The 14,594-nt window shown below is 44.9% G+C and carries 14 protein-coding genes; 8 read left to right on the forward strand and 6 right to left on the reverse strand.

Going from position 1 to position 14,594, the window contains the following annotated elements; translation table 11 throughout:
• The first annotated feature begins 64 nt into the window (after positions 1–64).
• Genes QUB52_RS23140 through QUB52_RS23150 form a run of 3 tightly spaced genes read left to right on the forward strand, consistent with a single transcriptional unit; the run spans position 65 to position 1,845 of the window.
• A complete protein-coding gene (locus tag QUB52_RS23140; RefSeq protein WP_332975595.1) occupies positions 65–1,369 on the forward strand; it encodes a voltage-gated chloride channel family protein in 1,305 nt (434 codons plus the stop codon).
• Positions 1,370–1,412: 43 nt separating this feature from the next.
• On the forward strand, positions 1,413–1,616 hold the full coding sequence (locus QUB52_RS23145; RefSeq protein WP_332967302.1) for a hypothetical protein: 204 nt from the start codon (positions 1,413–1,415) through the stop codon (positions 1,614–1,616).
• A gap of 58 nt (positions 1,617–1,674) precedes the next feature.
• Positions 1,675–1,845, forward strand: a complete 171-nt coding sequence (locus QUB52_RS23150) for a hypothetical protein (RefSeq protein WP_332967301.1) — start codon at positions 1,675–1,677, stop codon at positions 1,843–1,845.
• A gap of 126 nt (positions 1,846–1,971) precedes the next feature.
• On the opposite strand, the gene QUB52_RS23155 is transcribed toward QUB52_RS23150, so the two are convergent.
• The 4 genes from QUB52_RS23155 to QUB52_RS23170 all read right to left on the reverse strand — a co-directional run bounded on the left by QUB52_RS23155 (position 1,972) and on the right by QUB52_RS23170 (position 5,939).
• On the reverse strand, positions 1,972–2,679 hold the full coding sequence (locus tag QUB52_RS23155; RefSeq protein ID WP_265238422.1) for a ParB N-terminal domain-containing protein: 708 nt from the start codon (positions 2,677–2,679) through the stop codon (positions 1,972–1,974).
• Entirely contained in the window at positions 2,676–4,148 is a 1,473-nt protein-coding gene (locus tag QUB52_RS23160; RefSeq protein ID WP_265238424.1) for an AAA family ATPase, read from the reverse strand. The genes QUB52_RS23155 and QUB52_RS23160 overlap by 4 nt, the downstream gene beginning before the upstream one ends.
• A gap of 197 nt (positions 4,149–4,345) precedes the next feature.
• Positions 4,346–5,398: a fatty acid desaturase gene (locus QUB52_RS23165; RefSeq protein ID WP_265238425.1), complete on the reverse strand. Its 1,053-nt coding sequence runs from the start codon at positions 5,396–5,398 to the stop codon at positions 4,346–4,348.
• A gap of 259 nt (positions 5,399–5,657) precedes the next feature.
• The gene (locus QUB52_RS23170; RefSeq protein ID WP_265238427.1) at positions 5,658–5,939 is read right to left on the reverse strand and encodes a hypothetical protein; all 282 of its coding nucleotides are present in this window, start codon (positions 5,937–5,939) and stop codon (positions 5,658–5,660) included.
• A 490-nt stretch (positions 5,940–6,429) separates the two neighbouring features.
• Between QUB52_RS23170 and thrC the strand changes: the two genes are divergently transcribed.
• Together thrC and QUB52_RS23180 are read left to right on the forward strand one after the other, a co-directional pair.
• Positions 6,430–7,554, forward strand: a complete 1,125-nt coding sequence (gene thrC / locus QUB52_RS23175; RefSeq protein WP_265238463.1) for a threonine synthase — start codon at positions 6,430–6,432, stop codon at positions 7,552–7,554.
• A 161-nt stretch (positions 7,555–7,715) separates the two neighbouring features.
• Positions 7,716–8,336: a Uma2 family endonuclease gene (locus QUB52_RS23180; protein ID WP_332975066.1), complete on the forward strand. Its 621-nt coding sequence runs from the start codon at positions 7,716–7,718 to the stop codon at positions 8,334–8,336.
• Here QUB52_RS23180 and QUB52_RS23185 read toward each other — a convergent pair.
• Entirely contained in the window at positions 8,333–8,974 is a 642-nt protein-coding gene (locus QUB52_RS23185; RefSeq protein WP_265238431.1) for a hypothetical protein, read from the reverse strand. The genes QUB52_RS23180 and QUB52_RS23185 overlap by 4 nt on opposite strands.
• A 154-nt stretch (positions 8,975–9,128) precedes the next feature.
• On the opposite strand from QUB52_RS23185, the gene QUB52_RS23190 reads away from it, so the two are divergent.
• Positions 9,129–10,151, forward strand: coding sequence for a YihY/virulence factor BrkB family protein (locus QUB52_RS23190; RefSeq protein ID WP_332975067.1), 1,023 nt, complete (start codon positions 9,129–9,131; stop codon positions 10,149–10,151).
• Positions 10,152–10,665: 514 nt separating this feature from the next.
• Positions 10,666–11,328, forward strand: coding sequence for a hypothetical protein (locus QUB52_RS23195; protein ID WP_332975068.1), 663 nt, complete (start codon positions 10,666–10,668; stop codon positions 11,326–11,328).
• A gap of 200 nt (positions 11,329–11,528) precedes the next feature.
• Here QUB52_RS23195 and clpB read toward each other — a convergent pair whose 3' ends face one another.
• A complete protein-coding gene (gene clpB, locus QUB52_RS23200) occupies positions 11,529–14,144 on the reverse strand; it encodes an ATP-dependent chaperone ClpB (protein WP_332975070.1) in 2,616 nt (871 codons plus the stop codon).
• A 195-nt stretch (positions 14,145–14,339) separates the two neighbouring features.
• Here clpB and QUB52_RS23205 point away from each other — a divergent pair, with 195 nt between their 5' ends.
• Positions 14,340–14,588: a type II toxin-antitoxin system RelE family toxin gene (locus QUB52_RS23205; protein WP_265238442.1), complete on the forward strand. Its 249-nt coding sequence runs from the start codon at positions 14,340–14,342 to the stop codon at positions 14,586–14,588.
• Positions 14,589–14,594 lie beyond the last annotated feature (6 nt).

Here is a 14,594-nt window from a genome sequence, read left to right on the forward strand (position 1 = left end):
GTTTTGTATTTTACCATGCTGTGGCTAGATTGTGAACCTTCTTTTTTGCTGTTACCCCGATTTATTGAGCGGATACAAATTTGAGCAATTCATTGCATTACCCCAACTCAGCAAGTGGTTCATCATTTCTTGCATAGTTGGCATTCTTTCCGGCTTAGGTTCCGCCGCTCTCCTAGCTTCTTTAGAATGGGCAACAAATTGGCGAGAGTCTCATCTGTGGATTATTGCATTATTGCCAATAGCTGGATTCTTAAGTGGTTGGATTTATCATCGATATGGAAAGAAGGTAGAAGCTGGAAATAATCTTTTACTAGAAGAGATTCATAACCCCAAAAATATTATTCCCTTGCGGATGGCTCCGATGGTGCTGCTAGGTACAGATATAACTCATTTATTTGGAGGTTCCGCAGGTCGTGAAGGGACAGCACTGCAAATTGCTGCATCACTCGCAGACCAATTAACTAGAATATTCCGCTTTAAACACGCCGAACGCCGAATTTTATTAATGGCTGGGATTAGTGGTGGATTTGCTTCGGTTTTTGGAACTCCCTTGGCTGGAACTATCTTTGGTTTAGAGGTTTTAGCAATTGGAACTATTAACCATGATGCTCTTTTTCCCTGTTTAGTTGCAGCGGTTGTAGGCGATCGCATTACCTTAGTTTTGGGTTTGCACCATACAGTATATCGTCATGCTCCCCTTGTACCAACGGTAACTCCAATGGGATTAATTTCTGCAATTGTCGCTGGTGCAATCTTCGGAATTGTGGCGATGATTTTTGCTAAATTAACTCACAAAATTAGCCACCTTTTTAAAGCAAAAATCTCCTATGCTCCTTTACGTCCTGCGATCGGTGGTACGATTGTCGCATTGAGTGTCTGGGCGATGGGATCGACTAAATATATTGGTTTGGGTATTCCTACCATTGTCGATACGTTTAACACTCAGTTACCACCTTGGGATTTTGCGGCAAAAATAGTGTTAACTGCGTTAACTTTAGGAGCCGGTTTTAAAGGCGGGGAAGTGACTCCTCTATTTTTTATTGGTGCAACATTAGGCAATGCTTTGTCATTAATTTTGGCATTACCAGCACCTTTATTGGCAGGAATGGGATTTGTTGCTGTCTTTGGCGGTGCTGCGAATACACCGATCGCCTCAACTTTAATGGGAATTGAACTTTTTGGTCTGGAATCGGGGGTATTTATTGCGATCGCTTGTGTGATGAGCTATGTTTTTTCAGGTCATGCGGGCATTTATAGTTCACAGCGAATTGGTTCTAGAAAATACCCTTTTATGTCAATGCAAGAAGAGTTAAAGTTGCCAAATCATGCAAATAATAATTCTTTTGATGCAGAAGAAACTATTAAGTAGTCGCGGCCGCTAACTTTATTTGAGATGGTTCGGTTAATCGGATATGCTGATTACTGATCCTACGCTGTCAAATAAACCCGCGATCGCGATGCTAGTCACTTTGGTATTAGTTATTTGGCTGGAAACCGCTAAACAGCAAATCAGTCGAGCAGCAGGTTGGTTTTTACTCGCGGCTTATCCAGTCTTGCTGATGGTCATGTTTTGCTGTAATTCCGATCAACTCAAAAAGAATACTTATGAAAGGTGATCTGTTACAAAACTCTGTTTGGTGGATTTGATGGCATGGGCGGCAAAACTGACTGCAATTGCTACACAAAATCGGCTGTGATGAGTTGAATTGGCTGGGGGACAAAAATTATACACCGCTTCACTCATCTTTACTCTTTTTGGCGATCGGGCGATCGCTAGAGTGTTTAAGTGCGATCGCAATTGCGATTTATACGAAAGCCAGCTTTAATATTCCCTTTATTCTTTAGTCTCTTAGAGAGCGACGAAAGTTTGTCTAGGATCTGTTTCAACCGCCGAGTGATATCGGGTTTTTCAACGTTTGTCGGATCGGCTTATATCAATGCCCCAAAAATGTAATTTAGATGGCTGAAAGCTTATAAATATTTTTGCCACTTGTCAATAAGCTTAATCATTGTTTTCTCCCCTAACCCGTTAATGCGTTCCAACACATTTTCAAAAGATGCAAACTGCTCCAAATCTCGACCATTGATGATTTTCTCTATTATTTGAGGTTTGAGACCAGCATTTTTCAAATTTGCCGCCAGTTTGAATTTATCTTGAGTGTTGAGTGCTTCCAACAGCGGAACTGGCTTGGGAATCCTGCTTTCAACATCTTTAACCCTCTCTATCAGCGCCTGTTTTTCTCGCGTATACTCGGCTTTCAATTCATTAATTCTGTTTTCCAATCTACTTTCAATATTTGTCAGCCGCTGTTCAAAGCTGGAGGACTGTTGCGTAACCACACTTACAATTGGATTCTCAGTGATTGCGGTTTTTCTGAGAATTGCAAGTTGTTCGAGGAGAAGATCTTTATTTTCTTCTTCCAGGATGAATGCTCCGATTGTCTCGCCTTTGAGAGCTTCTATTTCCTTTGCTCTGACTGCCGCGTAGTATTCAAAGTCTCCGTCTACTATTTCGTAGGCATCCATACCGTTGCGGCGGACAATTATCGGATTAATCAATCCTCCTAATTCTAAAATTAGTCTGGCTAATTTCTCCAAATCAGGCTCGGCAAAATTGGAACGGGCCACTGTGCAAGTAATTCTTTTCACTGCAACCAGTGACGGAAATAATTTTTTCATGAGTTTTTACCTATTTTTTCCAAAACTTCTTCGGCTAACATTTCAAATTCTTGAGAGGCGATGGAATCTGGCTTAAAGTCTAGCACTGAAATCGGATCGGCGATTTCCATATTTCCCACCATTTGCATTTGTTCTGCACACTTTGCTAAATCGTCTCTCTCGTAAATTACGCTGTCCATGATTTCCATACCGTAGCGTTTGGGAATTGCCTCCCTCCGTTTGGGCAAACTGTATTGTACAAATTTAGCATTAGTGGAGATTTTGCAAGGGAGAACGCCTAAAACTTCTAAAGGTTTCTTGCCGATTAGTTTTTTGAATCCGTTAACTGTTTTGATAAAATCCTTGACATTAATCAATCCTTGATTGGCAAAAGGTTTTAAGTCAGAAGGAATAATCAAATAATCCGCCGTAATCAGGGCAACTCTAGCGAAAAAATTCAAAGATGGTGGCGTATCAATCAGTACAATATCATATATATCCTCTACTTTTGCTAGTTTTTGAATTAAAATCAGTCGGCTGTAATCTAGTTGATTGAATTCGTTTTCTTCGTGCATCAAATTGATGTGGGAAGGAATTACATCAATTTCGGGATGGCAAAAACTTGACTTGCGTGCTACTTCGCCTATCGAATAACCATCTTCTGATTGCAAAACGTGAAGAATATTGCTATCTTTCAAATCGTCTTGTTCTTCATCATCAAATTTTACCAAACCAGTTGCAAAGGTTGTATTTGCCTGACTGTCTAAGTCGATGACTAGGACTCTTTTACCTTGCTTGCTGAACGCTGCGGCTAAATTGACTACTGTTGTAGTTTTGCCGACGCCGCCTTTGTTATGGTAAACTGCAATGATTTTCATAGTGTTTTCTCTTTTTTGGGGAACGATTAAATCAGGTATTTGTTCCGGTTCTGAGATTTGACTTGGCTCAGGTTCTGCCGTGGCGGGATTGTTTTGTTGTACTGGTATTTCGCTAATTAACTCAGGAATAACTAAATTAAGTTTACTATCTTCCAGTTCCAGATTGTCTTGATCTTTTACAAAATTTAAACTATCTCTGCCAATTAAAGCGATAATTTCATCAATTTTCGTTTCAATATCTTGGCCGGTGCACTGAAATAATAGCTTAATATCATCGGCGACTATAGCGTAGATTCTAATTTCTTTACCGTTAGTTATGAGTCCGTAGCGGATGCTTAAACTTGTTAAGTAACGCTTCAGTTTCCGCAGATGGCGGTCTAAATTTTCCTTCGGATGTTTTGCTTCCATGACTAAACTCATGGGCGAGTTTACATCGAGAACTATGGGGATAACTTGGGTAGCAAAGGAGAGGAAGTCTAGGCGAATATTTCCAAAGGCGATTTCTTGGTGCCAAGTGTCGGGGGTATAGCCCAGTTTTGGCAACAAATAACTGACAATGAGTTTGCTTTCTACTTCGCTTTCGTTGCGACAGTTATTGGGATTGAAAGCCATTCGATTTTAGATTTTAGATTTTAAATTTTACAGTAAAGCAGTGCGGTGTCTATCGCCCCACAAACTCAAGTGCACGCAGTACACACCCCACAAAAGGGTAACATCTATCGCGTTACAAATGCTGCGGATTGTGATATTGAGAAAACCCGGATTGTTAAACAAAACCGGGTTTTTTGGGGATTTATCGCGTTTCAAACTTACTTGGTTTGAGCGTGAAATTCCTCTAATGTCTGATAGCCGCCAGCCGGATTGTACAGGTGACAGTTGTCGGCAATCCGCTTCATTAAAGCCCAAGAAAATTTGGTTTCATAGAGATGAGGTTGCCAGTTTTCTTTCAAGCTGCTGTGGGCTAGGCGCAAGTTGTACCAGGGTATAGCAGTTGAAAGGTGGTGAGGAACGTGCACATTAATGTCGTGGCACAGAAACTCTACCCAGCGGGGATAATCGCAGTGAACTGTTCCCGATAGTTGTGCTTGGGCTTCGTTCCATTCTTCGGGTGCTTTAAATGAAATGTCTGGTGCTGTGTGGTGAACAATGGTGAAAGTGCTCATCCAGAAATGGTAAACCATCCAGGGCAGCAACCAAAATTTGACAAATCCCCAAATGCCTGTTGTGGCAATTAAAAGCGGAAATCCGATCGCAGCACCGATTAAAACTACTAAAACCGAAAATCTGACTTGTTCGCGCTGTTGGCCTTCTTTGAAGCGCGACCACATAAAGTGTACTTTTGCCCAGTGGGCGATCGAGCCAACCCACCAGATCGGGCCAAAGATTAAACGATAAGCGATTTGTAATGCTTTGGGTGCGGCAGCATAATCTGCTGCTGTCATCGGTTGCCAAGCATTATCTTCACCAATTTTGTTGGTGTGCTTGTGGTGGTAATTGTGTCCGTGACGCCAGGCGTGAAACGGGAAAATTAACGGCAGAAATGCGAGATGTCCGACTAAATCGTTTACCCAGCGGCGGTTAGCAAATGACCGGTGACCGCAGTCGTGGCCGATTACAAAAAAACCGGTTAAACCGGTGCCTGTGAAAATCCACATTAGGGGCAGTAAATACCAAGGTGATACTGCTATGCCAACATAACCGACAGCAACTAGAAGAACGTTGACGATGACTTTTGTCCAAGCTTTGCGGGGGTTTTTGACAAAAACTTCGCGCGGCAGGGTTTTGAGAATATCTTTGAGGCGCAGGTTGGAAGTGTCACTTGCGGATGTCAATTTTAGTGGTTTTTCGATCGATGCTGTCATAAATTGATTTCGATTCTCCGTATGCCATGTGGATGGCTTAACAAAATTAACGCAGTACAAAAGCGCCATAAAATATCAGCTCGTTGCCAGCTTGCGGCAGACGAGTTGAGCTTTAGGCAAGCGCGTTTTAGCAAATGCTAGCGATCGCTATCCGCAGTTAGGAATTTCTAGCACTTTTGGCAAAAAATACTGCGGGTAGCAAAACATTCGTTTTTATAACACAGGGGGCAGGACAATTAGCATTAGCGGGTGTTGTTTGCTAATTGCTGTTGCTGCCAGAAATTGGGTCGAGGGCCGGCAAAAGGGCGATCGAGCGTTGGCGTTTGAGGGTTTGCACTTGCAGCAGCAAGGAGTCGATTTCTGCTTGCAGGTGCAGGAACTTAACTTGCTGATCGGCTTGGTAGGGGCACTTCACCAAATCTAATTCGCGAGTCAAGCAGGTCGATCGGGTAGAAGAACTAGCCATTTCGGGATTGCTCGCGGTGATTTGAGGCCGGGAAAGAGTGGATGAATTATTTGACATTAGTAATTGAGTAGACATATCTACACATTCACAGAAAAGCTCGGTAAGTGGGAAGCTCAGAGACTTTAGTCCTGAGAGGAAAACGATCCGGCGATTTCAATCGCCTTGAATCCCCTTGCGAGGTGGAGCGGTATGGTTACCCCTCCAGTGAGGATATGGTTGTCCTCTGCTCCTTTCGGAGTAATTGTTAGCTTCGCCAATGTTATAAAGGCTTGTCAGGCTAGCAGCACTGTCGAGAGTGACTTTAAGACTGTTTAACTACTAGCGACAGAGCAAGGGACTAGCTTCGCATCAAGCGGGTGTCATGACCTAAATAACGTAGTCAGTTAAGACTTAGGCTGGTCAGTACAGCTTGCTTGATTTCTCTTACAAGCTCAGTGGCTTTAGCCCTGAGTTACTGACACCATTAAGTTACTTTAACCTGAACCGATCGTATTAAACATCAAATTAACCGATCGAGCTAAAATTAGTGTAAATTCCTTGGCCATTGCCTAAAACCATTGACATCGTGACCCTGATTCTACCTGCTACTCAGTCTGCTGCTAACTCCGCTGCCCGCGCTGCCTCGCCGAAACACTACGGCTGGCCGGGCTTGATCGAAGCTTATCGCCCCTACCTGCCCGTGACGGAAACCACGCCGGTAGTGACACTCCAAGAAGGCAATACTCCCCTGATTCCAGCACCGGCGATCGCCTCTCTCATCGGTAGAGACGTGCGCGTCCTGGTCAAATACGACGGCCTCAACCCCACTGGGAGTTTCAAAGACCGGGGGATGACTATGGCGATTTCCAAGGCAAAGGAAGCCGGCGCCGAAGCTGTAATTTGCGCCAGTACCGGCAATACTTCGGCATCGGCGGCCGCCTACGCCAGACGCGGGGGAATGCGAGCTTTCGTGTTGATTCCCGAAGGTTACGTGGCTTTGGGCAAGCTGGCGCAAGCTTTGCTTTACGGTGCGGAAGTAATTTCGATTCAGGGAAATTTCGATCGCGCCTTAGAAATTGTCCGCGAAATGGCTGTCAATTATCCGGTGACATTGGTCAACTCCGTCAACCCTTACCGCTTGGAAGGCCAAAAAACCGGCGCTTTTGAAGTGGTAGACGCCTTGGGCGACGCCCCCGACTGGCTGTGTATTCCCGTAGGAAATGCGGGAAACATCACAGCATACTGGATGGGGTTTTGTCAATACCACCAAGCAAAAAAATGTTCGCGCCTACCGCGAATGATGGGATTCCAAGCAGCCGGAGCAGCACCGTTGGTAACGGGCCAAGCGGTGTCGCACCCAGAAACCTTGGCGACGGCAATTCGGATCGGCAACCCTGCTAGCTGGAAACAGGCGATCGCAGCTTCCGAAGCCAGCCGCGGCAGTTTTACCGCCGTCACCGACGAAGAAATTCTCGACGCTTACCGCTTGCTAGCATCCCAGGAAGGGATTTTCTGCGAACCGGCGAGTGCTGCTTCTGTAGCCGGCTTGCTGAAGGTAAAAGACCAAGTTCCGACAGGAGCGACGGTGGTTTGCGTGCTGACTGGTAACGGCTTAAAAGACCCGGATACAGCAATCAATCACAGCAATAACACATTCAAACAGGGAATTGCTCCTAGTTTGGATGCGGTAGCTGGGGCGATGGGATTTTAAGCAGAAGGAAGAAGGAAGAGGGAAGAAGGAAGAAGGAAGAAGGAAGAAATTTTCTTGTATAACTGAAAAATCTTTGTGATCTTCTCTCTCTTCTCTTCCTCTGCGTCCTCTGCGCCCTCTGCGGTTCAGAAAATCTTATTAAGGAGTTACGAACAAACATCATGGTTCAATCACCTCCAAAACTTCTAACTATTGATGAATTTATTGCTAACTACGGCGACAGCAATAGTTACGAACTAATCGATGGTGAATTAACCGAAATGGAACCAACGGGGCCGCACGAACAAGTATCCGCCTTTCTCGGACAGAAATTAAATGTAGAAATTGACCGTCTGGATTTACCCTACTTTATTCCCCCTCGCTGTCTCATCAAACTATTAGGAACAACAACAGCCTTTCGCCCGGATGTGCTGGTATTAGATCAAACTCGACTGATTAATGAGCCATTGTGGCAACAAGAACCTGTAATTACATCGGGAAACTCGATTAAACTAATCGCTGAAGTCGTGAGTACCAATTGGCCAAACGACTATGCCCGCAAAGTTGAAGATTACGCCTTGCTGGGAATTCCTGAGTATTGGATTGTTGATTATTTGGGCATTGGCGGCAGAGAATATATTGGCAAACCCAAACAGCCGACAATTACAATTTGTACGCTGCAAGAGGATGAGTATCAAAGACAGTTGTTTCAAAAGGACGATCGACTGATTTCCTCAATTTTCCCAGATTTACAGCTAACTGCACAACAAATATTCGCAACAAGTGGCATTTTTAACTCCTAATTCCCAAACGGCGGTAGATCGAGTAATTGGTTTTTAGAAGGTGAAAGCTGGGCGGGATTTCGGCCGGTTTGGGTGGGAGTTTGGCGGATCTCGATCGCAGTTTCGCCCGGATTTGCGGTGCGAGTAGGTACTATTTCTAAAGAATATGCTGGTGCTGGTTCCATTTTTGTAGTAGGAACAGTTTGTGCTTTGGTGAGCAAGTCAACGGCGTCTCCGAGGGCGGTGGTTAAATTTCTGCTAGTTTCGGCGTGACGGGCTTCTTCTTGTTTGAGGGCTTGAGTCAGTTGTTTAATTTGTTCGATCGCCCGATCGCGCTCTTCGAGAACTTCTGCTAACTTAGCTTTAAGTTCCCCAACTGTATGCAGTCGTTCAACCTCCTGCTGGCGAACAACTCCAGCCTCGTCACCTTCGGGCTCAATCGGGTAGAAATTCTGCAATTCCTCTATCTGCGCTGACAAAGCACTGATGCTTTGCTGAGTGAACTTAGCATCATTCCGGCGTTGCTCCGCTTCGGTATTATAGAGTTGGCGCCATTGAGCCGCACTTTCACCAGCGTCATCGCGATCGCGCGAAACCTCTGTTAACTGCTGTTGCAGCCGCTTAATTTCATCTAACCATTGTCTGACATCTTGAGACATATTGTTTATTTTAGATTTTAGATTTTAGATTTTAGATTGAAGAAGGGGTAATTGTGAATGGGTAATCGCTTAATTAATTAATTGTCTTTATTTCCATTTGCCCGATCGCCCTGTATTCATTTTGCATTTTCCAGTTCCCCATTTCCTGTGCGCTATGAACATTTATTACTGGTTGCGCTACGTAATTTTAGCTTTTTTGAAGGCACTTTTGAGGCTGCTGAGAGCTGTCACAAGCAAATTTGGTGATTTTTGGCAGTTTTGCCGGTGTTTAACTTGGAGCACGCTCAAGCAAGTCGCAGTGAAGGCGGGAGAGCAGCGGTTGCCGGGGCTGTCTGCGGAAATGGCCTACAATTCTATGCTGGCGTTGTTTCCGGGGCTTTTGGCTGTCTTGTCGGCGATCGCCCTGTTTGAACCTTTGCAATCAACACTGTATCAAATCGCCCGTCTTTTGGGGGAAGTGATACCAGATGACGTTAGGAATTTGATTCGCGGCTTAATCAAAGAAATTCTCTTAACTCGCAATAAAGGGTTGTTTTCGGTGAGCTTTTTTGCGTCACTGTGGGCATTTTCTGGCGTAATGAGCGCGGCGATGGCTGCGATGGATCGCATCCATGAAATCCCGATCGATCGAACTCGCTCTTTTGTGAAAGCAAAACTCATTTCATTAGGGCTGAGCATCGGTACAATTGTGCTGTTAATTCTAGCATCGGGAGCTGTATTTGTCAGCGACTTAATTGTGCAAGCTCTTGCCCGTCAGAGTTGCTTCTTGGAGTCCGTCGCCAATTGCGATTTAAAAGATGTCCAAAATTGCTTGTTGCTCGCCGGAAATTGCCCTTTAGAGTCCCAATTATTAGCTGTTTGGCGGCTGTGGCGGTGGCCGAGTTCTTTAGGGATTGTATCAGTTGCCTTTGCTTTTGTTTACCGCTACGGGCCGAGTCGCCATCAAGCCGATATTCCAATTTTTTCGGGAGCTGTTTTTGCTGCTATTTTGTGGGCGCTGCTTTCGGCTTTGTTTCGGTTTTATGTTTTGCATTTAAGCAATTTCAGTTGGACTTACGGCACGATCGGCACTTTTATTGTGTTGCTGCTATGGCTGTATCTTTCTTGTTTGGCGATGTTGAGCGGTGCTCAGTTGAATGTGACAGTGGGAAAGGCAATGAAACTATCAAGAAAATGATAATTGGGAAGGAAGTTAGGCAAGGGATTGTGTAGCGGATGTAACGGATGGATGTTGAGAAAAGAAGTTATCTAGGAGAGAGCGAAGAGGTTGGTGTAGTGGGGCGGGTTCACCCGAATCTATAATATAAACGAAAAAGCCAGTAAACCCGCCCCGACCCCGACTGATTAATTGTTTAACTTACCATAAAGAATTGGTTTAAAGCCTCTCCCCTAAATGCGAGAAATTAAAATCAGACTATTATTCATTGCTTCAATCCTCTTCCTTCCAGGTAAAGTGCTGTCAACTGTCAACTGTCAACTGTCAACTGAATGAACGGATGCCCGATTAATTACGCAGTAAAGTGCTGAGGATACCCGCAACAAAAGATAGCAAAATCAGTATCCAAATAACAGCGCCGGGAATGAATGTCAAGAGGCCAACTCCTCTGAGAATCCAAACTAACAAAGTTATCCCCAGGATAGTCAAGAAGATGCTAGTTGATAGTCGAAGTTGAAATTTAGGAGAATTAGTCATGTTGAATGTAAAAATTTTATCTGGATCAATGATAGCTGTTTTATTGGCGATCGGCTTTCACATCGGATTAATTTCGAGTCCCGATGCTGCTGTAGCGCGTGTAGGTGCAAATAAGCTGGGGGAAGTGGCGAATGCTGCGATAAAAGCTCCTTCTGCAAGTTTAGCAATTAGCGATCGCACAATTGGCGAAGCAAAAATCGGCATGACTTTCGGACAACTCAAGCAGGCTTTGGGTTCCACAGCCCAGTTTCAGGTAGAGTCTCCTTTTATGGTAGACTTTGATGCAGTGGCGATTAGTCGATCGGGCAAAGTGCAGTATCGGATTATCTATGCTGCCGGTACAAAGCTCAAAGATACCGATGTTATTGAACTTTTGATGACTGAAAACGCCAATTATAAAACTGTTCAGGGCGTAGGGCCGGGAATGACATTGAAACAAGCCGAGGCAATTTACGGCAAAGCTACATTATCTTATAACACAGACAATGAATCCAGAGAAGGAGTTGTCTTTGCCAAACAACCGACTCGAAAAATTATGTTTCTTCCCAAGGCTGAGGGAAAACAATTTGCTGGGGTTTATGGTGCTGGTAAAGGAGGATTTTATCAGACTAATAAGTATCAGCCGAATGCTGCGATTAAGTCCGTGATGGTGCGGAAGTAGACTGATCATTCCCAGAAACCGGGTTTCTTCCGAGACATCTCGCCATCCAACCTAAATCATCCGAAAAACCCGGTTTATTAGCCTTTTTTATAATTCCTATAAACCCGGTTTTTGACCAAATATTTCTTCGCCAAACCCAGATTATCGTAGAAACCGAGTTTCTAAGAAACCCGGTTTCTGTTGCTTCGTCCTAAGTTCAATTATTTAGCAGTCACCAACTGGGCCGGCAGCCGCTTAAACGCCAACCTTTCATTCTCGATATCCACAAAAATCGTATCGCCATCCACAAAATCTCCCCGCAAAATACCCTTCGCCATTTGCGTTTCCAACTCGCGTTGAATTCCCCGCTTCAGTGGCCGCGCACCGTACACCGGATCGTAACCAATTTCTGCCAAGAAGTCGATCGCCGATTCCGACAAGTTCAGAGACATTTTGCGATCGGCCAACCGTTTTTCCAAACGCTTGACTTGCAGCAGCACAATTTGCCGCAATTCCACCTTACTCAAACCGTGGAAAATAATCATCTCATCAATCCGGTTCAAGAATTCCGGGCGGAAAGTTCCCCGCATCGCCTCCATCACCCGACTCCGCATTAGTTCGTTATCTCCCGCCACATCCAAGATGTATTGAGAGCCCACATTCGATGTCATAATAATCACAGAATTCTTAAAGTCTACCGTGTGACCTTGAGCATCGGTAACGCGGCCATCATCCAGAATTTGCAACATGATATTGAAGACATCCGGGTGCGCTTTCTCGATTTCATCAAACAGAATTACCGAATAGGGACGGCGGCGCACAGCCTCAGTTAATTGTCCGCCTTCGTCGTAGCCGACGTATCCCGGAGGCGCACCGATTAACCGCGAAACTGCGTGTTTCTCCATGTATTCCGACATATCAATGCGGACGATCGCCTCTTCGGTGTCAAACAGGTATGATGCTAATGCTTTCGCCAACTCGGTTTTACCTACGCCTGTGGGGCCGAGGAAGATAAAACTCGCCACCGGACGGTTGGGATCGGCTAAACCCGCGCGCGATCGCTGAATGGCATCTGCAACCGCCGTCACCGCTTCATCCTGTCCAATTACCCGTTTGTGCAGTTCATCTTCCAACTGCAAAAGTTTCTGCATTTCCGATTCAACTAACTTGCTGATCGGAATTCCCGTCCACTTAGAAATAATCTCGGCAATGTCAGATTCCGTGACTTCTTCCCTGAGTAAAGTTTTACCTGTAATCTGACTTGCTGTCAGTTTAGCTTCCGCTTCTTTCAGTTGTTTTTGCAACTCGGTTAACTTGCTATATTTCAACTCAGCAGCGCGGTTAAGGTCATATTTTAATTCAGCTTGTTGAATTTCAATGTTAACCTTGTCAATCTGTTCTTTAATGTTTTGAATGCTGCCGATGACACCTTTTTCTGATTGCCATTGGGCATTCAAACCGCTTTGCTGTTCCTTGAGATTTCCCAAGTCTTTTTCCAGTCTTTCCAAACGGTCGATCGATGCAGCATTACTTTCTTTTTGCAGCGACAGTCTTTCCATTTCTAGCTGCAAAACCTTGCGATCGATTTCATCGAGTTCTTCCGGCTTGGAGGTGATCTCCATTTTCAGTTTAGCCGCAGCTTCGTCCATTAAGTCGATCGCTTTATCGGGAAGGAAGCGATCGCTAATATATCGAGTTGACAAAGTAGCCGCCGCCACTAACGCATTGTCAGAAATTTTCACACCGTGGTGAACTTCGTAGCGTTCCTTCAAGCCCCGCAAAATCGAAATAGTATCTTCAACGGTTGGTTGGTCAACATAAACTTGTTGGAAACGGCGTTCTAAGGCCGCATCTTTTTCGAGATATTTGCGGTATTCGTCGAGAGTTGTAGCGCCGATACAGCGCAATTCTCCCCTCGCTAACATGGGTTTGAGCAAGTTGCCGGCATCCATCGAGCCTTGAGTCGCGCCGGCACCGACAACGGTGTGAATTTCATCGATAAATAGGATGACTTTGCCGTTGCTGTCCATAACTTCTTTGAGCACGGCTTTCAAGCGTTCTTCAAATTCTCCCCGGAATTTTGCACCGGCAATTAACGCGCCCATATCTAAGCTAATTAATTGTCTGTCTTTGAGAGATTGCGGCACATCTCCGGTGATAATTCGCTGGGCGAGTCCTTCGGCGATCGCAGTTTTACCAACTCCCGGTTCCCCAATCAGTACGGGGTTGTTTTTGGTACGGCGGCTCAATATTTGAATCGTGCGACGGATTTCGTCATCTCGTCCGATTACTGGATCGAGTTTGCCTTGACGCGCGGCTTCTGTCAAATCTCGGCCGTATTTTTCCAGCGCTTCATATTTGCCTTCTGGATTTTGGTCTGTCACTTTGTTGTTCCCCCGGACTTGGGTAATTATGTCTTTGAGTTTGGCTTCATCTAGTTTAAATTCTTGCAGGAGATTTTTGCCGAAGCGATCGTCCTTAACGTAACCTAGGATCAAATGCTCGATCGAGATAAATTCATCACCGTACTCTTTACGATAAGCTTCAGCGCGGTCTAGCAGGGTATCCAAGGAACGGCCGAGATAAACGTTGCCGCCGCTTCCAGTGATTTTGGGCTGGCGGCTGATAAACTCATCAGTGCGATCGCGCAATTTGGCGATAGTCACTCCCGCTTTGTTAAATAAACTGCTCGCAAGTCCCGATTCTTGTTCCAGCAAAGCTTTCATCAAATGTTCGCTTTCTAGCTGCTGCTGCTGGGCTGCTTTGACAACTTCTGGGGTGCGTGCGAGGGCTTCCCAGGCTTTTTCCGTAAATTGGTTTGGATTATTCGGTTGCATAAATTTTAATTCCCTGAATTCAAAGCGATCTATACTTTAGAGGCAATTGCTTAATTGCCCGTATAATCGTCATTGTACGAAGTTACGGACGGGGAGCGGATCGGTGTTCCCCTATATTGAGATAGGTATATCCGTCATGTGTCGCAGTCCCTCGCAAGCAAAAGGTAAACTGTCACGCCTAAAAGTTGCACTTTGATGAATTACCCAGTTGAGTTTAAGCCGAAAGCGATCAAAGATTTACAATCTTTGCCAGCGGAGGTACAAAGCCGAGTTTTGACTAAAATTGAGTTAATCCAAAATAATTTGACGGGGGATGTGAAACGCTTAACAAACTATACGCCAGAATATCGGCTGCGGGTAGGAGATTACCGAGTTTTATTTGAAATTGAGGAAGATATTTTGGTGATCTACCGCGTCAAACATCGCAAAGATGCTTACACTTAAACGCCT

This window comes from Microcoleus sp. A6-C6 (assembly GCF_036705955.1).
GTDB lineage: Bacteria > Cyanobacteriota > Cyanobacteriia > Cyanobacteriales > Microcoleaceae > Microcoleus.